This window comes from Rhodopseudomonas sp. BR0M22 (genome assembly GCF_010907035.1).
Classification (GTDB): domain Bacteria; phylum Pseudomonadota; class Alphaproteobacteria; order Rhizobiales; family Xanthobacteraceae; genus Rhodopseudomonas.
Genome location: NZ_QUMK01000024.1, coordinates 39,707 through 62,878, shown reverse-complemented (window position 1 = coordinate 62,878; position 23,172 = coordinate 39,707). Strand labels below are relative to the sequence as shown.

Genomic DNA, 23,172 nt, shown 5'->3' with positions numbered 1-23,172 from the left:
AAGGTGACGCCATGTTGAAGGAAATTCGCCCCGCGCTGGTGACGTTCGTTGCACTCGCCTGCCTGACCGGACTTGTGTATCCGCTGGCCATGACCGGAATCGCCCAAGCCCTGTTTCCAGCTCAGGCGAGCGGCAGCCTGATCGAGCAGGACGGCCGGGTGATCGGATCGACGCTGATCGGCCAGTCGTTCGCCGACGCGAAATACTTCCACGGCCGGCTGTCGGCCACCACCGCGCCGGACCCGCAGGATTCCAGCAAGACCGTGCCGGCGCCGTACAATGCCGCAGCTTCCGGCGGCTCCAATCTGGGCCCGACCAGCAAGGCGCTGGCCGACCGTCTGGCGGCGGACGTCGCCGCAGCCAAGCAGGAGAACCCGAGCGTGCGGGTGCCGGTCGATCTGGTCACCACGTCGGGCAGCGGCCTGGACCCGGAGATCTCTCCGGAGGCGGCGTTGTTTCAGGTGCCGCGCATTGCCAAGGTGCGGAACCTGCCGGAGGCCGAGCTGCGCGCTCTGGTGGACAGCCGGATCGAAGGCCGCGACCTCGGCCTGTTCGGCGAACCGCGCGTCAACGTACTGAAATTAAACCTGGCGCTGGATAGATTGGGGCAAAACCGGCCGAGGACCTGATGTCCGTCACCGTCACTGCGCGCGCTTCCCCGGATGCCTTGCTGGCGCTCGCCAGCAAGGAAGGGCGCGGCCGGCTGAAGATCTTCGTCGGCGCCGCTCCCGGCGTCGGCAAGACCTTTGCGATGCTCTCCGCCGCCCGCAGCGAGCAGGCTGGCGGGCGCGATGTCGTCGCAGGGCTGGTCGAGACCCACGGGCGGCGCGAGACCGAGCAGGTGCTGCAGGGGCTCGAGCAGTTGCCGCGCGCCCCGATCGTGTACCGGCATCGGGTGATGCGCGAGTTCGACCTCGACGGCGCCCTCGCGCGCAAGCCGTCGCTGCTGCTGGTCGACGAATTCGCCCACACCAACGTCCCCGGCAGCCGGCACCCGAAGCGCTGGCAGGACATCGATGAGCTGCTCGCCGCCGGCATCGACGTCTGGACCACGCTGAACATCCAGCACCTCGAAAGCCTCAACGACGTCGTGCTGAAGATCAGCAAGATCCGGGTGCGCGAAACCGTGCCGGACAAGGTGTTCGACCGCGCCGACGAGATCGTTCTGGTCGACCTGCCGCCGGACGAACTGCTCAAGCGCCTCGCCGAAGGCAAGGTCTATGTCCAGGATACCGCGGCCCGTGCGGTCGAGAGCTTCTTCAAGCCGCAGAACCTGACCGCGCTGCGCGAGCTGGCGCTGCGCCGCGCAGCCGAGCGGGTCGACGCCGCTTTGGTCGAGCGGATGCAGGCGCAGGCGATCGAGGGGCCGTGGGCGGCGGGGGAGCGTATCCTCGCCTGCGTCGGCCCGGATGCGGCGTCGCCGGGCGTCGTGCGGACCGCCAAGCGGCTCGCCGATCTGATGGATGCGCCGTGGATCGCCGTGACGGTGGAGCGCTCCGGCGTCGGGCTCGACGCCGCGTCGCGCAAGCGGGTGGACAGCGCGCTGAAGCTCGCCGAGAGCCTGGGCGCCGAGATTCACACCCTGACCGGCAACGATCTGCCCGACGAATTGCTGCGGTTCGCGCGGTTCGAGAACGTCACCCAGATCGTGATCGGACGAGCGCGCGGCGGCACGCTGCGGCAATGGCTGCAGCGCCCGCTGCCGCAAAGATTGATGCAGCGCTCGACCGATATCGCCATCCATCTGGTGCCATTGCCGGCGGACTCCACGGTCCGGACGTCGCCGTCGCTGGTGGCAAGGATGAACGCTTCGACGCCGGCTCACTTCCTTTATGCCGCGGTCGCGGTGGCCGGCGCGCTGCTGGTTAGTCGCGGCCTGGCGCAGGTGATTCCGTCGGCCAGCCTGTCGGCGGTGTTCCTGATGGCGGTGCTGTTCAGTGCGGTGAAGTCCGGCGTCGGGCCGGCGATCTTCGCCTCGGCGCTGTCGTTCCTCACCTACAATTTCTTCTTCATCGCACCGCTCTACACCTTCACCATCGCCGAGCCCTACGAGCTGCTGGCACTGCTGGTGTATCTGGTGGTCGCCGTGGTCGCAGCCACGCTGGCCGGCCGGCTGCGCGAGCAGGCGCGCGTCTCGGCGGGGCGTGTCCGGGCGATGCGCCGGTTGTACGAATTCACCCGGCGGCTGTCCGGGCTCGCGACGATGGATGCGATTGCCGAAGGCGCGGCGAGTGAGATCCACGCCAGTCTCGGCCGGCCGGTGATGGTCCTGCTGCCGCAGGGCGACGAACTGGTCCTGGCCGCGGCTTGGCCGCCGGAGGATTTGCTCGACGAGGCCGGCACGATGGCGGCGCGTTGGGCCTTTACCCATGCCGAGGCGGCCGGGTTCGAAACCGGCACGCTGCCGATCGTGCCGTGGCGGTTTCTGCCGGTGCGCACCGGCGACACCACCTACGGCGTGGTCGGCGTGATGATGCAGGGCAAGGACGGCGCGGCGCTGGATTCCGAAGCGCAGGCGCTGCTCGACACGCTCACCGAGCAGACCGCGGCGGCGCTGCAGCGCGCGGCGCTGACCCGCGACATGGTCAGCGCCCGCACCGCGACCGAGACCGAGCGGGTGCGCAACACGCTGCTGGCCTCGATCTCGCACGACTTCCGCACTCCGCTGTCGTCGATTCTCGGTTCGGCCACCAGCCTTCTGACCTATGGCGACAAGATCGACGCCAGCGCGACCCGCGATCTGCTCGCCAATATTCGCGAGGAGGCCGAGGGACTCGACGAGATGGTGCGGAACCTGCTGTCGATCACCCGAATCGAGTCGGGGGCGCTGGAACTGCGGCGCGACTGGATCGATCTGCGCGAGATCGCCGGGCGGGTGATCGCCGCAACCCGGCGGCGCGGCGCAGCGCATCGTCTGGTCCTGGAGTGGCCGGCCGAGGTCCCGCTGGTGAATGCCGATGCGTCCCTGATCGAGCAGGCGCTGGGCAATATCGTTGCCAATGCGGTCGCACACACGCCGCCGACCTCCACGATCGTGATCGATGCCGTGGTCGAGGCTGGCTGGGTGCGCCTGCGGGTCACCGACGATGGTCCCGGCATTCCTGCAGCGGATCTGCCACAGATCTTCGAGCGCTTCGTGCAGAGCGCCTCCGCCAAGACCGCTTCGAATGATCGTGGCGGCGTCGGGCTCGGGTTGGCGATCGCCCGTGGCATTATGCTGGCTCATGGCGGCACGATTCTCGCCGTCAGTCCGGTCGAAGCCGGTCGCGGCACCCGGATGGTCCTGAGCTTCGTGGACACCGCTGCGACCGAGGTGAAGACATCATGAGCGGCAAACCGCGTGCACTGGTGGTCGACGACGAACCGGCGATCCTTCGCTTTCTGAAGCCGGCACTCGAAGCCAACGGCTACGAGGTCGCGCACGCCGAAACAGTGACCGACGCCGTCAAGCACATCGCGTCACAGGCGCCCGACATCGTGCTGCTCGATCTCGGTCTGGCCGACGGCGACGGCAAGGAGGTGATCCGGCAGGTGCGGAGCTGGTCCGATCTGCCGATCGTGGTGTTGTCGGCGCGCGAGCGCGAGGCCGAGAAGATCGCCTCGCTCGACCTCGGCGCCGACGATTACGTCAACAAGCCGTTCGCCACCGGCGAGCTGATGGCCCGAATGCGCGCCGCGATGCGCCACCGGATGCAACGCCATGACGAGCCCGCCGCGCTGACTGTCGGCGGGCTCGAGATCGACGCGGTGCGGCGGCGGGTCACGCGCGGCGGCGCGGAGATCAAGCTTACGCCTAAGGAATTCGAATTGCTGACGTTTTTGGTTCGTCACGCCGGCCGGGTGGTGACCCATCGGCAGATCCTGGCGGCCGTGTGGGGACCGGCCCACACCTCCGACACGCAATATCTGCGGGTTTACATCGGCCAGCTCCGGCAGAAGATCGAAGCCCGCGCTGACGAGCCGCAGGTTATCCTGACCGAGCCGGGCATCGGCTATCGGATCGGTGCCGGGGACGAAACGCAACGGTGAGGTTCCCGGACGCTGCAAACCCGGACATTCGGCGAGCAAATCTTCACGGAAAAGTCGTCGTTTTTCGCAGTCCCGTTGTCTTACGAATGCAAATTCGTCGCATTCGTGATTGACAATTACTGCATTGCGATAGACTAAAGTTTGCAGTGCCACGCCCCTCGCTGCGGGCGCCGCCGCGGGAGCGCCGAATGCCTCTCGCTTCAGATGGCAGCGGTCCAGGCAGAGGAGCTGCGCCTTGAATTTCCTGACTAAAGCCTTCTACCAAATTCCCGTCATCGGCTGGCTGGTGAAGGATGCCAAGCACGGCAGCCCGGAGGCACCGTACTTCTTCCTGTTCAACGTCGTGGTCGTCGGCGCCGCGCTGATCTACACCTTCGGCTATCCGCTGGTGATCACCGTTGCGGTGGCCGGTGCGTTCGCCGGCATTGCCGGTCTGGTGGTGCTGACGGCGGGCGATGCCTTCGACAAGCGCTCTTCGCAGCCTGTGGCCGATGTCCGCCGCGCCAAGACGGCGACGGTGCGCCCGCTCAAGAAGGCCGCCTGATCGGCTCACGGCTTCTCCGGCAGACGATGCCGGTTCAGTTCTGAAAACAAAAATCCCGGCAGGTCGGACCTGCCGGGATTTTTCGTGGTCGCTCCGTTCGGCCCGGCCTCGCCTCGGCCGGTAAGCACGGCCCTTAAGGCTTACGCCGCTTCGTCGCGGTAGTGGTACCAGCGATACAGCATGCGCTGGCCGATCCGGCGGAACGGCGAGAAGGTATGGGTCGGCAGCGGCGAGGTGAAGATCGGCAGATCCTGACCCTTGAAGCGCTGCCCGGCGATCATCTGCGCCATGCGGCGCCCGGCCTGCGCCGAATACGACACGCCGTTGCCGCCGTAGCCGAGCGCGTACACCAGCTTCTGCGACGGGTCGGGCTGGAAAATCCGCGGCATCATGTCGTGGCTGACGTCGACCCAGCCCCACCAGGAGTAATCGATCTCGATCCCCTGCAGCACCGGAAACTTGCGGTGCAGGCCGTCGATCAGGAGCTGCAGGTGCTTGGGATGATCCGCATCGGCGCCGGTGATCGACGAGCGGCTGCCGATCTGGATGCGGTTGTCCGGCAGCAGCCGGTAGTAGTAGCGCAGCGTGCGGGTATCGGTCAGCACCAGCTTGGTCTTGAAGCCGGTGGCTTCGAGCTCGGCCGGAGTCAGCGGCCGGGTGACGATCGAGTTCGACAGGATCGGCATGCACCGGCCGCGCAGCAACGGCGTCAGGCCGGGCGCCGTATAGGCGCCGGTGGCGATGCCGACCGCGCGCGCCTTCACGGTGCCGCCCGGAGTGCGGAGATAGAACGCGCCACCCCGCTCGGTGATCTCGATCACCGGGCTGCCCGGATGCACGGTGGCACCGAGGTCGCGCGCCATCTGCTGATAGCCGAAGGCGAGCTTGGCGGGATGCACGCCGGTGCCGCGCGGCTCCAGCGTGGCGCCGACCGCCTCGGCCTCGTTGAGATAATCACTTCGGAGCTGATCGGCCGAGATCACCTTGGTGGGCTCGCCGAACACCTCGCTCAGTACCTTGGCCTCGGCGGAGATCTTCTCGAAATTGCGCTGCCGATGCGCGATGTAGAGATGACCGCCGCGCTGCGGTTCGCAGTCGATCGGGCTTTGCCGGATCAGTTCCTCGAAGGTCTCGAAGCCGTCGCTGATTTCGGCGTGCAGCTTCAGCGCGACATCGCGGCCCCAGCGCGCGATCCATTGCGAGCGCGTCAACCGGCCGGCGGCGTTCTGGCCCTGGCCGCCATTGCGTGTGCTGCAGCCCCACGCGACACGGTTGGCTTCGAGCACCGCAGCCTTGATGCCGTGCTCGCGGGCCAGGAACACCGCAGACGCGAGCCCCGTGAAACCGGAGCCGACGATCGCGACATCGACGTCGGTGTCACGGCTGATCGGACCGTCGTCTTCGGGGAACGGACCGCAATTCGCGGTCCAGTAGGTCGGCGCGTAGTCGCGGTTGCGGCCGGGACCATCGCTGACGAGAGGGTCGTAGTGCGGATCGTAGGCGGCGAGCGGCGGGGTCTTGATGGGCTTGTTCATGCCGATGCCCCCGTCGCCGGCAGCACCGGGCGATCCTTGCGGAACGCGCTCTTGGTGCAGATCTTATCGCCGCGGAAGCCGAACAGATCGACGCCTTCGGCCTCGATCCTGCCGCCGTCCTTGGTGGTGGCGCGGAAGATCCATTCGGAGATGCCGCGGTCGCCGAACACGGCGTGGCGGGTACACTCCCAGCTCACATCCGGGAACGTGGCGAACGTTGTCTCGAACGCAGCGCGGACGTCGGCCGTGCCGGCGATGCGGCGACCGCAAGCCTCGGGGCCGGCCGCGGCATCGAACACGATGTCGTCGGTCATCGCGGCCATCACCGCAGCGCCGTCGTGGCGGTTGAACGCATCGAAGAGCTGATGCAGCGTCTGCAATCGCTGAGTATCGAGATCGGACATGTCGATTCCATCATGGTGGGCCCGCGAGCGTGTCCGCGATTGACGGGAACGCCGGCAGCTTCATGCGAAGCGTGTCACGAGCTGCCGCCGGTGCCTTAGAACCAGATGGCGCGGTCTCGGCGGACCAGACGCGAAGCACTAGCGTCTGGCCCAATGGCTTGGGCCGCGCTGGACCTTCGCGTTGGAAGCCGGATCGCCAAGGTGGCGTGATGATCAACATCGCCACCCGCATCGATCCCGCCATCGCCCCCGCCGTGTCGGAGGTGATCTCGCAACTTCAGGCCCGTCACCTGATCGGCAACGCCTTGGTGCCGTCCGTCGCCGGCGCCACGCTTGACGTCGTCGACCCCGCGACCGGGCAAGTGATCGGCAAGGCGCCGGCCGCGACCGGCGACGATGTCGCCCGTGCGGTTGCGGCTGCGTCGGCCGCGTTCCCCGGCTGGGCCGCGATGCCGGCGCGGCAGCGCGGCAAGCTGATCGCGGCTGCGGCACGCGCCATCGCCGAGCAGAGCGACGTCATCGCCACCGTGCTGGCGCTCGAAACCGGCAAGGCGATCCGGACCGAATGCCGCGGCGAAGTTGCGACCGCGGTCGATATCACCACGATGTATGCCGGCCTCGCTTCGGAGCTGAAGGGCGAGACGCTGCCGTTCGATCCGCAGATTCTCACCTACACCAGCCGTGAGCCGCTCGGCGTCGTCGCCGCGATCCTGCCGTGGAACGTGCCGCTGGTGCTGATGATGCTGAAGATCGCCCCGGCGCTGGTGGCGGGCAACACGGTGGTAGTGAAAGCCTCCGAAGAGGCGCCGTATGCGACCATCGAAATGGCGCGGCTGATGGCGAGGCTTCTGCCGGACGGCGTGCTCAACGTGATCTGCGGCACCGGCCGCGACTGCGGCGCAGCGCTGGTCGAGCATCCCGCGGTCGCCAAGGTGACGTTCACCGGCTCGCAGGCGGTCGGCGAGCTGATCTATCAGATGGCGGCCAAGAAGATCATTCCGGTCAGCCTCGAGCTCGGCGGCAAGAGCCCGATGATCGTCTATCCCGACGCCGATCTGCCGCGCACCGTAGCCGGCGCGATCGCCGGCATGCGGTTCACTCGTCAGGGCCAGAGCTGCACCGCGGCGAGCCGGATCTACGTTCACACCAAGCTTATCGACGCTTTCGTGGCGGCGCTGCGCGAAGCGGTGAGCAAGCTGAAGATCGGCGATCCGCTGGACGAGGCGACCGATATCGGCACGGTGATCTCGCAGCGGCAGAAGGCCAAGGTCGAATCCTACATCGATCTCGGCGCGCGCACCGCCGGCGCCAAAGTGGATCGCTGCGGCGAACTGCCGGCCGCGAGCCATCTCAAGGACGGTCTGTTCCTGCAGCCCACCATCATCACCGGCGTGCCGGAGGATTCGCCGCTGATGCGCGAAGAGATTTTCGGCCCGGTGGTCTGCGTGCAGCCGTGGGACGACGAGGACGACGTCATCGCGCGCGCCAACGAGAGCGACTTCGGCCTGGCCGCGACGGTGTGGACCAACGATCTGCGCAGCGCGCTGCGCACCGTGCAGCGGCTCGACGCCGGCTACGTCCAGGTCAATCAGAACCTCACCATCCAGCCGAATCTGAGCTATGGCGGCTTCCGCAAGTCGGGCCTCGGTAAGGAAGCGTCGCTGGAGGCGATGCTCGAGCACTTCACCAAGAAGAAGACCGTCGTCATCGATATGCGGTGACGACGGCGATGCACGAGCTGATCGCCGAAGCGTCTGCGAGTTTCCTGTCGACGCTGCCGTCGCCGATGGCGATCGTGGGCGTGCTGAGCGCGGTCCTGGCGGCAGCGCTGCTGCGCGGTTTCACCGGGTTCGGCTTCGCGCTCGCCGCCGTGCCGCTGATGGGGATATTCATGCCGCCCGCGAAGGCGGTGCCGGTTGCCGTACTGCTGCAACTGCTCGGCGGGCTCAATGATCTCCGCCGCAATCATCGCGACTGTCACTGGGCGTCGCTGCGCTGGCTGATCGTCGGCGCGGTGATCGGCTCGCCGATCGGGGCGTTGGCGCTCAGCGTTGCGCCGGCGCCGGTGGCGCGGATCGTTATCGCGACCATCACGGCGGCGGCGGTGGTGGTACTCGGTCGTGGCTTTGCGATCGAGAAGATTCCGTCGCCGCCCGTGACCACCGGCGTCGGGATGCTGTGCGGTCTGTTCAACGGCCTCGCCGCGATGCCGAGCCCCCCGGCGATCGTTTACTACATGTCGGGGCCGTTCCGCGCGGTCGCGGTGCGCGCCTCGCTGCTGGTGTTCTTCCTTGCGACCTCGATCGCCGGTTTCACCAGCATTGCGCTGGTCGGCCTCGCTACCGTGAACGTGCTGTGGCTGGCCGCGATGGCGCTGCCGGTGATGGTGTTCGGCACCTGGATCGGCGAGCAAGGCTTTCGCCGCGGCAGCGAGCGGCTGCATCGCCGGGTCTCGATCGCCAGCCTCGGCGCCGTCGCACTGCTCAGTGCCGCGAAGGGACTGTCCGAGCTGATGTGAGGCAGACGCCTCTCCCCGTCATTGCGAGCGAAGCGAAGCAATCCAATGCCGAGCATGGAGCTTCTGGATTGCTTCGTCGCTACGCTCCTCGCAATGACGCGGAGAGGCTGCGACGTCTGATTAGCCCTCGAGTTGCGTCGCCAGAACCTTGCCCAGCCGTTCGATGCCGACCTCGATGCGGTCGGTGCGGATCGAGGAGAAGCCGAGCCGGAAGCAGTGCCGGCTCGCGGTTTCGTCCATCGAGAATACCGCTCCGGGCTCGATAACGACGCCCTGTTCGAGCGCGGCTTCGGCCAGCGCGGTGGCATCGATCGAGGTCGGGCAGGTCACCCAGAAGTTGGTCGAGCCCGGCCCTCGTGAGAAACTGCAGCCGGGCAGGTACTTCGGCAGCAGATGGTCGAGCAGCTTGGCGCGTTCGAGCAGGACCCGTCCGACCTGGGCGAGATGCGCCCGATAATGCCCGAGGCCGATGAAAAGCGCCGCGACGCGCTGATTGTTGAGCGGCGGATGCCGCAGCATCAGCCGGCGCAGCGCGCGGAGCTCGCGGATCACCGGAGCGGGCGCGACCACGTAGCCGAGCCGCAGACCGGGGGCGAGCGCCTTCGACAGGCTGCCGACATAGAGCACGTTGCTGGCGCGATCGAGGCTCTTCAGCGGCGGCAGTGTCGCCGTCTCCGGCATCAGCTCGCCCTCGTAATCGTCCTCGACCACCACGACGTCGCCGGCCGCGGCGGCTTTCAACAACTCGACGCGGCGCGGCAGCGGCATGGTCACGGCGGTCGGGCACTGATGACTGGCGGTGACGTAGGCCAGCGCACAGCTCTGGAACGTGGCGTCCGGCACCAGCCCTTCGGCGTCGACGGAAAGCGGCACCACGTTGGGCGTGAGCATCCGGAAGATGTTGCGAGCGTCCGGATAGCCAGGCTCTTCGATACCGACCTTGGTCTGGCCGTTGATGAACAACGTCGCGATCAGATACAGCGCGTGCTGGGCGCCGATCGTCATCATGATCTCGTCGGCGCGGGCGTGGATGCCGCGGCGCGGCAGCACCTGTAGCTGCAACTGCTCGATCAGCGCCGGATCGTCGCCGTCGATCAGGTCGCGCGCCCAATTGTTGATTTCGGGAACACTGAGCGCGGCGCGCGCGCTTTCGCGCCAATCGTTGGTGGGAAACAGGCTCGGATCGAACTGGCCGAAGATGAACGGATACGGATGGGTCTGCCAGTCGAGCGGCTTGACGATGTTGCGATGCGCCGACGGCTTGACCGCAAACCGCTCGGTCCAGTGGTCGTCGCCGCGGCTCGTGACCTCGGTGAGACCGGGCGAATTGGTGGCGAATTTCTTCGGAAGGCCGGCGACGAAATAACCGCTGCGTTGCCGCGAGACCAGAAAGTTCTGATCGACGAGTTGCTCATAAGCGATCACCACGGTGTTCCGTGACACCTTGAGGACGGTCGCAAGGTCGCGGCTGGACGGCATCTTCATGCCGAGCGGCAACCGTCCGTCTTCGATCGCAGTGACGATGATCTGGCGAATCTGCAATTGCAGAAAGGAGCCGCCGCGATTGAGGCCACGGAACAGTGCGCCCCAGAATAGTTCGTCTTTGCCTAATGCGGCGGCATCCGAGGAGGCAATTGCATCGCCGTTAGGCGCGCGTGTCACAGTCGACTCCCGGTATGTGAGCTGTGCTAGCTTTCCCAAGACGCGATACCCTTACTGACGCGACGACGCGAAGCCGCTGCAATTCCGAAGCATGAAGCCTTTACAAGGTGGTTGCAAGAACCGAGCCATCGGGGGTGGCGGCTGGTGCATGGCCCTGGCTCCATTCGTGCTCGGCATCTGGCGCTAGTGCCGGCGGGTCGATCGCTTCACGCTCGCAATCGCAAGCTTGGAGACTAAGCGTGACGCCTGAAACCGTCGTTTATTCCGCCCGCAAGATTATCACCATGAACCCGTCGCGGCCGCGCGCGACGCATGTTGCGGTGCGAGACGGGCGGATCGTTGCCACCGGTAGCGCCGACGAACTGATGGTGAGCGGTGCCCGGCTCGATACACGCTTTGCCGACAAGGTGCTGATGCCGGGCTTCGTCGAGGGCCATAGCCACATCATGGAAGGACTGATGTGGAAGCAGCCCTATGTCGGCGCGTTCGATCGGCGGTCGCCCGAGGGTAAGGTGGTGTCCGGGGTGCCGGACATCGAAGCGATCGTCGCGCGGCTGCAGCAGGCCGAGGCCGAAATGCCGGACGACGGCTCGCCGCTTTATGCTTGGGGCTTCGATCCGCTGCATATCGGCGGCAAAATGCTCACCCGGCAGGATCTCGACAAGGTATCGACTAAGCGTCCGGTGCTGGTGGTCCACGCCTCGTTCCACATCAACAACGTCAACACGCTGACGCTCGAGCGTGCCGAGCTGCTCCACGCCACCAACATCTCCGGCGTGGTCGCGGGAGCAGACGGACTGGCCAGCGGCGAGCTGCAGGGCATTCCGGCTCGGATGCGGCTGTTCCGCGCGCTCGGCCACAACCCGCTCGCCGGCACCATCACCGAGGCCGACGTCCGGCGCTACGCGGCGTCGTCCTGCGTGCAGGGCGTCACCACCATCACCGATCTGCACAACGACCTCGCCGATCCGACCATCGAGGTGTATCGCAGCGCGACCCGCGCCGCCGACTTCGGCGTTCGGCTGGTGCCGGCGCTGGCCGCGGTGTCGCATACGCCGGAGCAGGCCATCGCCAAGCTCGAGACCTTGCGCAGCCATGCCGGCGACAAGCTGCATTACGGCATCGTCAAGCTGGTGGTCGATGGTTCGATCCAGGGCTTCACCGCGCGGCTGCGCTGGCCCGGTTATCACAACGGCGCTCCCAACGGGTTGTGGTACATCGCGCCCGAAGAGCTGCCGCGGCTGGTCGAGGCGTATCACCGTGCCGGTGTCCAGCTTCACATTCACACTAATGGTGACGAAGCGACCGAGGTTGCGCTCGATGCGATCGAAGCGGCGCAGATCGCTGCGCCGCGTCCCGATCATCGTCACACCCTGCAGCACTGCCAGATGGCCAGCGCCGCGCAGTTCCGGCGGATGAAGAGCCTCGGCGTCTGCGCCAATCTGTTCGCCAATCATCTGTACTATTGGGGCGACGCTCACTACGAGCTGACGATGGGGCCGGAGCGGGCGGCGCGGCTCGATGCCACCGGCACCGCGCAGCGGATCGGAGTGCCGTTTGCGATTCACTCCGACGCGCCGGTCACGCCGCTGGCGCCGCTGTTCACCGCATGGTGTGCGGTCAATCGCGTCTCGTCGAGCGGGCGTGTGCTGGGCCGGGATACCGAAGCGCTGACCGTCGAGCAGGCGCTTGCTGCAATCACGATCGGCGCGGCCTATACTTTGAAGATGGATCATCTGGTCGGCAGCATCGAAACCGGCAAGTTCGCCGACTTCGTCGTGCTCGAGGACGATCCGCTCGCCGTGCCGGCCGAGCAGCTGAAGGATGTCGCGGTTTGGGGCACGGTGGTCGGCGGCCTGATCCAGGAGGCGCCCCGCGCATGACGGCAGCATCCGCGACCATTTCAGTCACGGTGATCGGCGGCTTTCTCGGTGCGGGCAAAACCACCTTCGTCAATCATCTGCTGCGCAGCGGCGGCCCGCGGACCGCGGTGCTGGTCAATGATTTCGGCGAGATCAATATCGACGCGACGCTGATCGCGAGCCACGACGGCACCACGATGACGCTGACCAATGGCTGTATCTGTTGCAGCATCGGGACGAGTTTCATCGATACGATGTGCAAGGTGCTCGACGCCGCCGTGCCGTTCGAGCGGATCGTGATCGAAGCTTCCGGTGTCGGCGATCCGTGGAAGATCGCCGAGATCGCGCTGATCGAACCGTCGCTGCGGCTCGATCAGGTGATCGTGCTCGCAGATGCCGGCCGGATTGCGCAACTGATCGATGACGCGCGGGTCGGTGATACCGTGCGCGGCCAGTTCGAACGCTGCGACGTGGTGCTGCTCAACAAGACTGATCTGGTGGACGCCGAGGCTCTGACGGTTGCGCGCGCCGCAGTGCGGAGCCTGCGCCCCGACGTTCGGATCGTCGACACCGCGCAAGGTGCGATGCCGACGCTGGCAGCGCTGCAAACGTCCGCGGCGGAAAACGGGTTTCGGGCCGAGGCCGTCGGGGAGCCAGTGGTCGATCACGGCGCCACTTTCAAGAGCTGGGCCTATCGCCGTCCCGGTCGGTTCGACCGCAACCGGCTGGCCTGCGCGGTCGACAAGCTGCCGCCGCAACTGTTGCGGCTGAAGGGCTCCTGCCGCCTCGCCGGAGAGGACGACGCCAAGGTGTTTCAGATGGTCGAGAGCGTCTGGACTCTGTCGCCCGTTGATGCCGAGCCCGCCGAGCCCGGAATCGTTTTGGTAGGCGTCGGCACCGCCGACCTGCCGCCGCCGGCCGAACTCGATGCGATTCTCGATCGCGCGCTCGCACCTGCCGGGGTGACGTCGTGATGGCGGCAGCCTTGTCCTTCGCATCTGACCGCGGCCGCTTTGCCCCGGTTTCCAAGCACCTTTCATGCCTCTCGACAGCGGAGTCCCGACCATGAAGTTGACCAAGCGATCCTTCCTCGCCGGAGCCATCGGCGGTGCCGCCCTGATCGGTCTGCCATTCGAATTCACCGCGCGGGCTGCGGAAGGCGGCGCCGGCGGCACGCTGGTGATCGGCTCGACCCAGGTGCCGCGGCATTTCAACGGCGCGGTCCAGTCCGGCATCGCCACCGCGCTGCCGAGCACCCAGATCTTCGCGAGCCCGCTGCGCTACGACGACAATTGGAATCCGCAGCCGTATCTGGCCGAGTCGTGGGATGTGTCGAAAGACGGCCTCACGGTGACGCTGAAGCTGGTCAAGAATGCCACCTTCCACGACGGCAAGCCGGTGACCTCCGAGGACGTCGCGTTCTCGATCATGACCATCAAGGCGAACCATCCGTTCAAGACGATGTTGGCCGCGGTCGAGAGCGTCGATACGCCGGACCCGCACACCGCGGTGATCAAGCTGGCGCATCCGCATCCGGCGCTGCTGCTGGCGATGTCGCCGGCCTTGATGCCGATTCTGCCGAAGCACATCTACGGCGACGGCCAGGACGTCAAATCGCACCCCGCGAACCTGAAGCCGATCGGCTCCGGCCCCTACAGGCTCACCGAATACAAGCAGGGCGACTACTACACGTTGGAGAAGTTCGACAAGTTCTTCATCCCGGGCCGGCCGAAGCTCGACAAGATCGTGGTGCGGCTGATTTCGGATCCGAACGCCCTGATGGTGTCGGCCGAGCGCGGCGACGTTCATATGGTGCCCTACTTCACCGGCGTGCGTGACATCGAGCGGCTCGAGAAGGCGCCGAACGTCGTCGTCACCGACAAGGGATTTGCCGGCATCGGCGCGCTGAACTGGCTCGCCTTCAACACCAAGAAGAAGCCGCTCGACGACGCCCGCGTCCGTCAGGCGATCGGCTATGCGGCCAACCGCGACTTCATCGTCAAGAAGCTGATGGGCGGAAAGGCGATGCCGGCGACCGGACCGATCGCGCCGGGCTCGCCGCTGGAAGAGAAGAATGTCGAGCAGTACAAATTCGACATCGCCAAGGCCAACAAGCTGCTCGACGAGGCCGGGCTGAAGCCGGACGGCAACGGCGTCCGCACCTCGCTGACGATCGACTACATCCCCGGCAATGACGAGCAGCAGCGCAACGTCGCCGAATATCTGCGTTCGGCGCTGAAGCGGGTCGGGATCAATCTCGAAGTCCGCGCCGCGCCGGACTTCCCGACCTGGGCCCAGCGTGTCGCCAGTTTCGACTTCGATATGACGATGGACACGGTTTTCAACTGGGGCGATCCGGTGATCGGCGTCGACCGGACCTATCTCAGCTCCAACATTCGCAAGGGCATCATCTGGTCGAACACCCAGCAGTACGCCAATCCGAAGGTCGACGAGATCCTCGGCAAGGCCGCCCAGGAGAGCTCGCCGGACAAGCGCAAGGCGCTGTATTCGGAGTTCCAGAAGATCGTCGTCGAAGACGCGCCGATCTTCTACATCAACGCCACGCCGTACCACACCTCGTTCGCCAAGGGGCTCGGCAACCTGCCGACCACGGTGTGGGGTGTCGCCTCGCCGCTCGATGAGCTGTACTGGGTGACTCCGCCGAAGAACTGATCCGCCACTCTCGAGCGACGAAGCATCAATGGCCCTCCTCACCCATCTGTTCGGAAAATTCGCCAACGCCGTCGTGCTGCTGCTGGCGGTGCTGGTGATGAATTTCTGCCTGATCCATCTCGCACCGGGCGATCCGGTGCAGGTGATCGCCGGCGAGATGGGTGGGGCGTCGCCCGAGGTAATCGCGGCGCTGCGGGCCAAGTACGGCCTCGACCATAGTCTGCTCGAGCAGTTGTTCACCTATCTCGGCAAGGTGGTGCACGGCGACTTCGGCTATTCCTACTACTTCAACCAGCCGGTGCTCGGCCTGATCCTGCAGCGTCTGCCCGCCACGCTGTATCTGGCGGCGGCGTCGCTGGTGATCGCCGTGCTGATCGGCACGGTGCTGGGCGTGATCAGCGCGCGGCGGCCGAACGGCCTGCTCAGCCACGGCGTCACCGTGCTGGCGCTCGCCGGCCACGCGGCGCCGATCTTCTGGACCGGCCTGCTGCTGCTGCTTCTGTTCGGTTCGGTGTGGCCGATCCTGCCGGTCAGCGGCATGACCGACGTGGTCGATCCGAAAACCGGCCTGGCCTATGCGGCCGATGTCGCCAAGCATCTGGTGCTGCCGTCGATCACGCTCGGGCTGGTGTTCGTCGCCCAATATTCGCGGCTCGCCCGCGTCAACATGATCGACGTGCTGTCGGCCGATTACATCCGCACCGCCCACGCCAAGGGCCTCCCGGAGCGGGTCGTTCTGGTCAAGCACGCGCTGCGCAACACGCTGATCCCGATCGTCACCGTGGTCGGTCTGCAGTTCGGCAATCTGTTCGCCGGCGCGGTGCTGGTGGAGACGGTGTATTCCTGGCCGGGCATGGGCCGGCTGGTGTTCGACTCGATCCTGCGCCGCGACTACCCGACGTTGATGGGCGTGCTGTTCTTCTCCGCCGTGATGGTGATCGCGGCCAACATTCTCACCGACCTGGTCTACCGTTTGATCGATCCCCGTATTCGCGCAGGTGCCCGATGAGCACGATGGAGTCCAGGCTCGCCATGGCACAGAAGCCGGTTCCTGCCGTCACCAAGGTCCCGAAGGCGGTGTCGCCGGCACGGGCTGCGCTGCGGCAGTTCATGAAAAGCCCGTCCGGCGTCGCCGGCGCGGTTCTGCTGCTGGTGCTGATCGCCGGCACCATCTTCGGACCGTGGCTGCATCCGGTCGATCCGCTCGACATCGTCGGAATGCCGTTCGCGCCGCCGGACGCCGATGCGCTGTTCGGGACCGATTATCTCGGCCGCGACGTGCTGGCCGGCCTGATCTATGGCGGCCGGGCGACGCTGACGGTGGGCGCGGTGGCGGCGCTGATCACCATCGTGATCGGTGTCACCGTCGGGGCGCTCGCCGGCTTCTTCGGCGGCTGGGTCGATGCCCTCCTGGTCAAGATCTCCGAGTTCTTCCAGGTGCTGCCGCCGCTGCTGTTCGCGATGGTGCTGGTGACGCTGTTCGGCCCGAAACTGTCGACCATCACGGTGGCGATCGGCGCGGTGAGCTGGACCTCGGCGGCGCGGCTGACGCGCGCCGAATTCATGCGGCTGCGCGACCTCGACTTCATCAAGGCCTCGCGCGCCGCCGGCGCCGGCAATCTGCATTTGATCCTGCGCGTGGTGCTGCCCAATGCGCTGCCCCCGATTATTGTGTCGGCGACCCTGGCGATCGGCACCGCGATCCTGTTCGAGGGCGGCCTCAGCTTCCTCGGCCTCGGCGATCCCAACACCATGAGCTGGGGCCTGATGATCGGCCAGAACCGCAACTACGTGCTCGACGCCTGGTGGGCCGTGACGTTCCCGGGCGCCGCCATCTTCCTGGCGGTGCTCGCGGTCAGTCTGGTGGGCGACGGCGTCAACGATGCGGTCAATCCGCGGCTGCGACGGAGGTAACGATGACGCCGGTACTTTCTGTCGAAAATCTCAGCGTCAGCATGACCAATCGCGACGGCGATCTGGTGCCGGTGCTGGAGAATCTGTCATTCAACATCGACAAGGGTCGCACCATCGCGCTGGTCGGCGAATCCGGCTGCGGCAAGAGCATGACCGCGCTGGCGATCATGCGGCTGCTGCCGGAAGGTTTCGTGATCACCGGCGGCCGCATCGTGCTCGACGGCGAGGATCTGCTCGCCGCGCGGCCGAAGCGGATGCGGGCGCTGCGGGGCGATGCGATGTCGATGGTGTTCCAGGAGCCGATGACGGCGCTGAACCCGCTCTACACTGTCGGCGATCAGATCGCCGAAGTGCTGTATTATCACCGCCGGCTCAGCCGCAAGGACGCCGCCGAGCAGGCGGTGCAGTTTCTCAAGGCGGTGCAGATCCCGGCCGCCGAGCAGCGCGCCAAGGCGTATCCGCATCAGATGTCCGGCGGCATGCGGCAGCGGGTGATGATCGCGATGGCGCTGGCTTGCCGGCCGAAGCTGTTGATCGCCGACGAGCCGACCACCGCGCTGGACGTCACCGTGCAGGCGCAGATTTTCGATCTGCTCGCGCAGCTTCAGGACGAGACCGAGACCGCGATCGTGCTGATCACCCACGACCTCGGCGCCGTCGCAGAGCTCGCCGACGAGATCGCTGTGCTGTATGCCGGCCGCTGCATCGAAACCGGGCCTGCGCATGAGATCGCAGCGCGGCCGCGCCATCCCTACACGCGCGGCCTGCTCGGCTGCGTGCCGCATCTTGCGGTCGGCGTCGCCAAGCCCGAGGTCTGGACCGACCTCGGCGAGATTCCCGGCATGGTGCCGGGGCTCGGCAATCGCGGGCCGGACTGCGCCTTCCTGGCACGCTGCGCCAACGCCTCCGAACTGTGCCGTTCGAAGCCGCAACCGCCGCTCGGACATGTCGAAGCCGGGCATGCGGTGTCGTGCTGGCGCGCCGAGGAGATCGCCGCATGATGATCCATGAAGACCTGCGTCCGGCCGACGGCGATCCTTATCTGCTCGACGTCAACGATCTGGTGGTGCACTTCCGCGCCGGCCGTAAGCGTCTGTGGGACAAGCCGTCGTTCGTGCACGCGGTCGACGGCGTCAGCTTCCGCGTCAAGCGCGGCACGACGTTCGGCATCGTCGGCGAAAGCGGCTCGGGCAAGTCCACCACCGCGCAGGCGATCATGCGGCTGGTGCAGGCGACCTCGGGGCAGGTGGTGTTCCGCGGCGAAGACATCATGCCGCTCACCGGCGAGCCGCTGCGCAAGGCGCGCAAGCATCTGCAGATCGTGTTTCAGGACCCGTTCTCGGCGCTCGACCCGCGCCGCCGCGCCGGCGACCAGATCCGCGAACCGCTCGATCTGCTCGAGATAGGTAACCGCAGCGAACGCGATGCCCGCGTCCGCAAGCTGCTGGCCGAAGTCGGCCTGCCGCCGGAAGCCGCCGATCTGTTTCCGCATCAGTTCTCCGGCGGTCAGCGTCAGCGGCTGTGTATCGCCCGCGCGTTGGCGCCGGAGCCCGAGCTGATCGTCTGCGACGAGGCGGTGTCGGCGCTCGACGTCGCGATCCAGGCGCAGATCCTCAATCTCCTGAAGAAACTGCAGCGCGAGCGCGGCCTCACCTACATCTTCATCTCGCACGATCTCGGCGTCATCCAGCAGTTCTGCGACGAGATCGCCGTGATGTATCTCGGCAAGATCGCCGAGCAGGCGCCGGCCTCGGCGCTGTTCACTGCGCCGCGCCATCCCTACACGTGGTCGCTGGTGTCGGCCGCGGTGCCGCCCGGTCCGCTCCGCGACGAGCTGAAGGCCAAGTATCTGGTCAAGGGCGAGCCGCCGTCGCCGGTCGATCCGCCGCCCGGCTGCCGGTTCGCCCAGCGCTGCCCGTTCGCCGAGGCGCGCTGTCGCGAAGAGTTGCCCTTCCTCGACGCCACCGGGCACGAGCACTATGTCGCCTGCCACCGCAAGGACGAGATCGGCGTGCCCGATTTCACCCCGCGCCCGGTGAGCGGGCCGATCGGTTAGTTGCTCGGCTGCGCCGCCTCGCAATGATGAAAGAAGTTACGCCGTGGCGTCGAGCAGAGCCTTGCTCATCTCGCGGTCGGTCTTCAGCGAGGCGAGGTTCGCCGTGTAGCTGTATTTGGCGACCATCTGGCCGATGAACTCCTGCGCCAGGTCGACGTTCGGGGCCGCCACCATGCCGTCCGCATTGGCGAACGGCGCCTGCGGGTCGGACACCGGGACGGTGGCGGGCGAGGTCGTACTGAGGCTCGTCTGTGTGCCGCCGGTCGATGTGTCGGTCTGATTGACCTGCAGCGGCTTGTAAGCCTGCGGTGCGCCGGCCGGCACCGTGCCGTTGGCGCCGGGCAGCGCGCCGGTCGATTGCTGATTGGCGATGTTGCTGGCCGACACTTCCAGCCGCCGGGTCGCTGCTTTCAGGCCGGAGACTGCGATCGACGAAATGCTGGACATGGATGCGCTCGTTGCGGCGGACAGGTGCGGGCAGAAGACGCCCGCACCTCCCAACGATCCGTGCACCGCTTGGGTGCAATTTGAGCGATCCAGCCAATCCTTTCTCAATCCTGCCGCGGCGTCAGACTGATTGCGTCGCCGGCCGCTGTGGACGCCGCCGCAGCTTGCGCCGGGTCCACAGCCAGACGCCGGTGATCAGCAGGCCGAGCAGCACCACCGAGGTGACGACGTTGAGCGTGCCGGACAGCCACGTCGACCAATTGCCCTCGTGCAGCAGCCGCGGCCAGTTGCGCGGCAGCGGCGTGACGCCGTCCGGCGTAAAGGTGTAGGCGCGCAGTTCGCCGTCTTCATAAATCCGCGCCATCATCCGCCCGCCGCGGTTGGCGATCATCGCCAGATGCGAGACGTCGTGCGATTGGCTGATCTGCTGCACCGCGTCGGTCAGCCCGATGGTCATGCGGGCCGGCGGCGGGCCGCTGGAGAACGTCAGGCCGAACGCCATGCACAGCGCGGTGAGGGGGCTGAGCAGCAACAGCGGCAGCGTGAACCACGCCGCGCCCTTGTGCCAGCCGGAGAGGCTGTTGCGGAGCCGCGGCAGCCCCATCAGCACGCCGATCGTCATCAGCACCGTCATGGCGATGGTCGAGGCGATCACCAGCCATTCGTAGCCGAGCAGGCGCTCATGGGTGCGCCGCGCCCACAGCAGCAGGTCGCCGGTGGAATCGCTGGCGGCGGCAGCTTCGCCTGTCGCCAGATCGATCGGCGGCGCCTTGATGCCGAGCAGTCGCATCTGCTGGCCGGTGGCGTTGATTGCGAGCCCGCGCGCCTGGCCTTGCGGATCGTAGCGTTCGATCAAGCTTGCGAGGCGGGCGGCATCGAGCGTTCCGGCCGGCAGGCCGCGGCCTTGGAGCATCGGCTCGACCGAGAGGATCAGTCCGGTGACGATGACGGCGAGCAGCGGAAGCGCGAACACGAGGCTGGTCCAGCGATGCAGTTTGAGCAGAAGTACATTGTTCATGGTGGGACTTCGGGTTGCGATCAGCGGCGAGACGAATGCCGATCCCGTCGTTGATCAGGGCCTGAACGTCGACGGCGTCTTGCGTCGGCGCTCCTGGGGTCGTCCGGCATGCCGCATGACTGTCGGTCAGTCTCGTTGCCACAGCGAGCACTTGCAGCTCCTCATTTCGCGAGCCGGACATGCTGCGTTGTAGACCGCCGAACCTATCGTTTCGCTGACAGGTGCCGCAAAGCGCCGGACCGTTCGGATGATCGATGTTCGCGAAGCTGAGCGGGGCGTGGCGTCTTGTCCGGGAAATCCCGAATCACAGGGTGGTGTCGTCTGCACTGCGGCCCCGATCACCTCGGCTCGTCATCCGTGACTGGTTTTTCGCGCGCGCGCCCCGCATGCGTCGCGTTGCCGCGCCATCGTCTCCGATGCCGAATTCGGAGACGCCCGGCGTATCGAGCGAGGCTGGCTTGTCCGGCAAATCACCAACTCGCGCAGTCCGATGCGCGAAGGTAAATTACAGAGGTGGTTTGTCGTCGCGGTCCGCGATCGCTGCCTGCGGTCGCGATTGGCTCGTCGGCGAGATGCGCCCGCAGCGTGGGCGGTTTCACGGAACCTCGCCCTTAGTAGTAGTTGCGCGGCCTTTAAGCGTGCTGAAACTTGCGCCTGTTGAAATTCCGGGGTGTTGATAACATGCTGCAGTTGCAAACGGTCTGGTGACAATTCCAACAGGTATGGAGGTAGTATGCGCTCCTCATCGATGATCTTCTTCGGTGCTATCGCGTTCGTCGCCGCGCTGTCGGTGGTGAATCAGGTCGGTGTGCCGCATCCTGCATTGATCGAACCCGCTGTCGCCGCCACGCCGGTTGCGCCGCCGGTCAGCGCCTTCCGCACGGTGACGTCGTCGACCTGTTCGTCCAACGGCTGTCCGACTGCGTGCGAGGCTGATGAAGCGCTGATTTCCGCGATCTGCATCGGCCCCAGCAGCGCCAAGTTCAGCGACAACCTCACTCTGGAGAACGGGCAGATGACCGCGAGCTGCGGCCCGAGCTCCTCCTCGATCGTGGTGTCCTGCGCCCGCAAGTAACGCAGGCAGTTCGCGTCTGGGAGCCGGCGGTTGATCCAACCACCCGCGGGCTCCCGTCAGTCTCAAAGGTTCTCTCCGATGCAAAACTGGTTCATCGCACTCGCGGTCGCAGTGCTTCTGCTCATCGGCTTCGCCGCCGGACCGATGTCCGTCGTCGTCGCCTTCCTGGCGTTTTGGGTCACGCTGTATCTGGTGTGGGCGCGCGACCTCGGTTTCAAGGATACCTGGTCGCGCTACGGCCTGCAGCGCGTCAAACCGCCGTTCTGGGCGGCGGAAAACAAGGTCTGGTTCTATCCGATTTTCGACGACCGGACCAAGGTGGTGAAAGCAGCCGCGGTGCCGCTGCTGATCGTCGCGCTCAGCCTGATGCTGCCGACCTCGGTGGTGCGCATCGGGACGCTGATCGTGCTGGCGTGGTACTGCCTGGAGATCTACCGGTCGCAGAAGGGCATGGATCAGCTCGACCGCGCGCGCTTCAACTAATTCGGCGCAGCGCCGTTCGATCGGCGTGTGCGATGACGATGCTGGAAACGGCGGGTGAGGGCAGGGCCCACGCCCGCCGTTCGCGCTTCGGCGGTTAGGCATCTTTAAGAGCTGATCAGTTAGTACTGGACGGCGCTGCAGATTTTGCGATCATGGCTGCGTGCAGGCGCCGTGCATGGGGCTCCGGCCTTGCGGTCGTCTGTGCTTAAGTAGCCGGGGAGCCTCGAGGAGATCGCGATGGTAGAGAAGAAATCGTCCGACGTCATCCTGAACATGATGACCAAGAACCTCGATCAGGCGCGCGGCGCGATGACCAACTATCTCGAGTTCATCAGCAAGAGCATGTCGGTGGCGCCGATGGGGCAGAGCTCTCAGGCCACCGCGCTGAAGGACTATGTCGATCGCAACGTTCAGGCGACTTTCGATTTCTCGCAGGCGCTGCTGCACGCCAAGGATTTTCAGGACGTCGTCCGGATCCAGACCGAATTCCTGCAGACGCAATTCCGCGTGCTCACCGACCAGGCCAAGGACGTGGTCGAGATGACCCGTCCCACCGTGATCATTCCGCACGACGGTTAGGTCGGTTCGAGGCGACCCGGATTCTTCGCCACCGGTGCGTGCGGCGCAGCAGAGTGTGATTGCCGGGAACGGCGATGTCCGATCGGCATTGACCAGGGACCCGACGCGACCCGTTCAGACTTGGATGAGAGGCATGCTGAAGTTCATTGTCCCGATGATGTCACTGGTACTGATCGCCGGTCCGGCACAGGCGCAGGAGCAGCGCCGCCCGGACCCCGGCTGCGGCCGCGATGTGTCGCGGTTTTGCCGCGCGGTGATGAATGAATCCGACGGCGCGATCCTCAACTGCCTGCAACAGCATCGCGCCAAACTCAGCGCCAAATGCGCCAAGGTGCTGACTGACAACGGTCAGTGAAGATCCGGCGGGCCGACG

Annotated in this window: 22 protein-coding genes; 17 read left to right on the top strand and 5 right to left on the bottom strand. The window is 66.2% G+C overall.

Features of this window, described 5'->3' with window-relative positions; translation table 11 throughout:
- Window positions 1–11: 11 nt before the first annotated feature.
- The 4 genes from DY468_RS10175 to DY468_RS10160 all read left to right on the top strand — a co-directional run bounded on the left by DY468_RS10175 (window position 12) and on the right by DY468_RS10160 (window position 4,573).
- The gene (locus DY468_RS10175) at window positions 12–629 is read left to right on the top strand and encodes a K(+)-transporting ATPase subunit C (RefSeq protein WP_164604699.1); all 618 of its coding nucleotides are present in this window, start codon (window positions 12–14) and stop codon (window positions 627–629) included.
- On the top strand, window positions 629–3,328 hold the full coding sequence (locus DY468_RS10170; RefSeq protein ID WP_164604698.1) for a DUF4118 domain-containing protein: 2,700 nt from the start codon (window positions 629–631) through the stop codon (window positions 3,326–3,328). The genes DY468_RS10175 and DY468_RS10170 overlap by 1 nt, the downstream gene beginning before the upstream one ends.
- Entirely contained in the window at window positions 3,325–4,029 is a 705-nt protein-coding gene (locus tag DY468_RS10165; protein WP_164604697.1) for a response regulator, read from the top strand. The genes DY468_RS10170 and DY468_RS10165 overlap by 4 nt, the downstream gene beginning before the upstream one ends.
- Before the next feature lie 235 nt (window positions 4,030–4,264).
- Window positions 4,265–4,573, top strand: coding sequence for a hypothetical protein (locus tag DY468_RS10160; protein WP_164604696.1), 309 nt, complete (start codon window positions 4,265–4,267; stop codon window positions 4,571–4,573).
- Window positions 4,574–4,713: 140 nt separating this feature from the next.
- Here the strand turns inward: DY468_RS10160 and DY468_RS10155 are convergent, their stop codons facing one another.
- Window positions 4,714–6,108, bottom strand: coding sequence for an NAD(P)/FAD-dependent oxidoreductase (locus DY468_RS10155; protein WP_164604695.1), 1,395 nt, complete (start codon window positions 6,106–6,108; stop codon window positions 4,714–4,716).
- Window positions 6,105–6,512 carry a nuclear transport factor 2 family protein gene (locus tag DY468_RS10150; RefSeq protein WP_164604694.1) on the bottom strand — a complete coding sequence of 136 codons (408 nt, stop codon included), beginning with the start codon at window positions 6,510–6,512 and terminating at the stop codon, window positions 6,105–6,107. The genes DY468_RS10155 and DY468_RS10150 overlap by 4 nt, the downstream gene beginning before the upstream one ends.
- Window positions 6,513–6,721: 209 nt before the next feature.
- Between DY468_RS10150 and DY468_RS10145 the strand changes: the two genes are divergently transcribed.
- Window positions 6,722–8,233, top strand: a complete 1,512-nt coding sequence (locus DY468_RS10145; RefSeq protein WP_164604693.1) for an aldehyde dehydrogenase family protein — start codon at window positions 6,722–6,724, stop codon at window positions 8,231–8,233.
- Window positions 8,234–8,241: 8 nt separating this feature from the next.
- On the top strand, window positions 8,242–9,030 hold the full coding sequence (locus DY468_RS10140; protein WP_164604708.1) for a sulfite exporter TauE/SafE family protein: 789 nt from the start codon (window positions 8,242–8,244) through the stop codon (window positions 9,028–9,030).
- A gap of 120 nt (window positions 9,031–9,150) precedes the next feature.
- Here DY468_RS10140 and pdxR read toward each other — a convergent pair whose 3' ends face one another.
- On the bottom strand, window positions 9,151–10,692 hold the full coding sequence (pdxR, locus tag DY468_RS10135; RefSeq protein WP_164604692.1) for a MocR-like pyridoxine biosynthesis transcription factor PdxR: 1,542 nt from the start codon (window positions 10,690–10,692) through the stop codon (window positions 9,151–9,153).
- A gap of 239 nt (window positions 10,693–10,931) precedes the next feature.
- Here pdxR and DY468_RS10130 point away from each other — a divergent pair, with 239 nt between their 5' ends.
- The 7 genes from DY468_RS10130 (at window position 10,932) to DY468_RS10100 (ending at window position 19,197) form a co-directional block, all read left to right on the top strand.
- Complete coding sequence (locus DY468_RS10130; protein ID WP_164604691.1) at window positions 10,932–12,575, top strand: amidohydrolase; 1,644 nt, start codon at window positions 10,932–10,934, stop codon at window positions 12,573–12,575.
- Window positions 12,572–13,528 (top strand): CobW family GTP-binding protein, encoded by a 957-nt coding sequence (locus tag DY468_RS10125; RefSeq protein ID WP_164604690.1) that lies wholly within the window; start codon window positions 12,572–12,574, stop codon window positions 13,526–13,528. The genes DY468_RS10130 and DY468_RS10125 overlap by 4 nt, the downstream gene beginning before the upstream one ends.
- Window positions 13,529–13,619: 91 nt before the next feature.
- Window positions 13,620–15,227 carry an ABC transporter substrate-binding protein gene (locus tag DY468_RS10120; protein WP_164604689.1) on the top strand — a complete coding sequence of 536 codons (1,608 nt, stop codon included), beginning with the start codon at window positions 13,620–13,622 and terminating at the stop codon, window positions 15,225–15,227.
- 28 nt (window positions 15,228–15,255) lie between these two features.
- Window positions 15,256–16,236 carry an ABC transporter permease gene (locus DY468_RS10115; protein WP_164604688.1) on the top strand — a complete coding sequence of 327 codons (981 nt, stop codon included), beginning with the start codon at window positions 15,256–15,258 and terminating at the stop codon, window positions 16,234–16,236.
- Complete coding sequence (locus DY468_RS10110; protein WP_164604687.1) at window positions 16,233–17,141, top strand: ABC transporter permease; 909 nt, start codon at window positions 16,233–16,235, stop codon at window positions 17,139–17,141. Before DY468_RS10115 ends, DY468_RS10110 begins: the two co-directional genes overlap by 4 nt.
- A 2-nt stretch (window positions 17,142–17,143) precedes the next feature.
- Complete coding sequence (locus DY468_RS10105; protein WP_164604686.1) at window positions 17,144–18,142, top strand: ABC transporter ATP-binding protein; 999 nt, start codon at window positions 17,144–17,146, stop codon at window positions 18,140–18,142.
- On the top strand, window positions 18,139–19,197 hold the full coding sequence (locus tag DY468_RS10100) for an ABC transporter ATP-binding protein (protein ID WP_164604685.1): 1,059 nt from the start codon (window positions 18,139–18,141) through the stop codon (window positions 19,195–19,197). Before DY468_RS10105 ends, DY468_RS10100 begins: the two co-directional genes overlap by 4 nt.
- Before the next feature lie 36 nt (window positions 19,198–19,233).
- On the opposite strand, the gene DY468_RS10095 is transcribed toward DY468_RS10100, so the two are convergent.
- Window positions 19,234–19,644: a flagellar basal body rod protein FlgC gene (locus DY468_RS10095; RefSeq protein ID WP_164604684.1), complete on the bottom strand. Its 411-nt coding sequence runs from the start codon at window positions 19,642–19,644 to the stop codon at window positions 19,234–19,236.
- A gap of 121 nt (window positions 19,645–19,765) precedes the next feature.
- The gene (locus DY468_RS10090) at window positions 19,766–20,662 is read right to left on the bottom strand and encodes a PepSY domain-containing protein (protein WP_164604683.1); all 897 of its coding nucleotides are present in this window, start codon (window positions 20,660–20,662) and stop codon (window positions 19,766–19,768) included.
- 733 nt (window positions 20,663–21,395) lie between these two features.
- Between DY468_RS10090 and DY468_RS10085 the strand changes: the two genes are divergently transcribed.
- The 4 genes from DY468_RS10085 to DY468_RS10070 all read left to right on the top strand — a co-directional run bounded on the left by DY468_RS10085 (window position 21,396) and on the right by DY468_RS10070 (window position 23,154).
- A complete protein-coding gene (locus DY468_RS10085; protein ID WP_164604682.1) occupies window positions 21,396–21,737 on the top strand; it encodes a hypothetical protein in 342 nt (113 codons plus the stop codon).
- Between the two features lie 78 nt (window positions 21,738–21,815).
- Window positions 21,816–22,220: a hypothetical protein gene (locus tag DY468_RS10080; RefSeq protein WP_164604681.1), complete on the top strand. Its 405-nt coding sequence runs from the start codon at window positions 21,816–21,818 to the stop codon at window positions 22,218–22,220.
- 237 nt (window positions 22,221–22,457) lie between these two features.
- A complete protein-coding gene (locus tag DY468_RS10075; RefSeq protein ID WP_164604680.1) occupies window positions 22,458–22,799 on the top strand; it encodes a phasin family protein in 342 nt (113 codons plus the stop codon).
- A 133-nt stretch (window positions 22,800–22,932) separates the two neighbouring features.
- On the top strand, window positions 22,933–23,154 hold the full coding sequence (locus DY468_RS10070) for a hypothetical protein (RefSeq protein ID WP_164604679.1): 222 nt from the start codon (window positions 22,933–22,935) through the stop codon (window positions 23,152–23,154).
- The last annotated feature ends 18 nt before the right edge of the window (window positions 23,155–23,172 follow it).

Bases quoted from the DNA above. Each gene is read 5' to 3' on its own strand.
- DY468_RS10175 (WP_164604699.1), top strand. From the start codon at position 12: ATGTTGAAGGAAATTCGCCCCGCGCTGGTGACGTTCGTTGCACTCGCC.
- DY468_RS10170 (WP_164604698.1), top strand. From the start codon at position 629: ATGTCCGTCACCGTCACTGCGCGCGCTTCCCCGGATGCCTTGCTGGCG.
- DY468_RS10165 (WP_164604697.1), top strand. From the start codon at position 3,325: ATGAGCGGCAAACCGCGTGCACTGGTGGTCGACGACGAACCGGCGATC.
- DY468_RS10155 (WP_164604695.1), bottom strand. From the start codon at position 6,108: ATGAACAAGCCCATCAAGACCCCGCCGCTCGCCGCCTACGATCCGCAC.
- DY468_RS10150 (WP_164604694.1), bottom strand. From the start codon at position 6,512: ATGTCCGATCTCGATACTCAGCGATTGCAGACGCTGCATCAGCTCTTC.
- DY468_RS10145 (WP_164604693.1), top strand. From the start codon at position 6,722: ATGATCAACATCGCCACCCGCATCGATCCCGCCATCGCCCCCGCCGTG.
- DY468_RS10140 (WP_164604708.1), top strand. From the start codon at position 8,242: ATGCACGAGCTGATCGCCGAAGCGTCTGCGAGTTTCCTGTCGACGCTG.
- DY468_RS10125 (WP_164604690.1), top strand. From the start codon at position 12,572: ATGACGGCAGCATCCGCGACCATTTCAGTCACGGTGATCGGCGGCTTT.
- DY468_RS10120 (WP_164604689.1), top strand. From the start codon at position 13,620: ATGAAGTTGACCAAGCGATCCTTCCTCGCCGGAGCCATCGGCGGTGCC.
- DY468_RS10115 (WP_164604688.1), top strand. From the start codon at position 15,256: ATGGCCCTCCTCACCCATCTGTTCGGAAAATTCGCCAACGCCGTCGTG.
- DY468_RS10110 (WP_164604687.1), top strand. From the start codon at position 16,233: ATGAGCACGATGGAGTCCAGGCTCGCCATGGCACAGAAGCCGGTTCCT.
- DY468_RS10105 (WP_164604686.1), top strand. From the start codon at position 17,144: ATGACGCCGGTACTTTCTGTCGAAAATCTCAGCGTCAGCATGACCAAT.
- DY468_RS10100 (WP_164604685.1), top strand. From the start codon at position 18,139: ATGATGATCCATGAAGACCTGCGTCCGGCCGACGGCGATCCTTATCTG.
- DY468_RS10095 (WP_164604684.1), bottom strand. From the start codon at position 19,644: ATGTCCAGCATTTCGTCGATCGCAGTCTCCGGCCTGAAAGCAGCGACC.
- DY468_RS10090 (WP_164604683.1), bottom strand. From the start codon at position 20,662: ATGAACAATGTACTTCTGCTCAAACTGCATCGCTGGACCAGCCTCGTG.
- DY468_RS10085 (WP_164604682.1), top strand. From the start codon at position 21,396: ATGCGCTCCTCATCGATGATCTTCTTCGGTGCTATCGCGTTCGTCGCC.
- DY468_RS10080 (WP_164604681.1), top strand. From the start codon at position 21,816: ATGCAAAACTGGTTCATCGCACTCGCGGTCGCAGTGCTTCTGCTCATC.
- DY468_RS10075 (WP_164604680.1), top strand. From the start codon at position 22,458: ATGGTAGAGAAGAAATCGTCCGACGTCATCCTGAACATGATGACCAAG.
- DY468_RS10070 (WP_164604679.1), top strand. From the start codon at position 22,933: ATGCTGAAGTTCATTGTCCCGATGATGTCACTGGTACTGATCGCCGGT.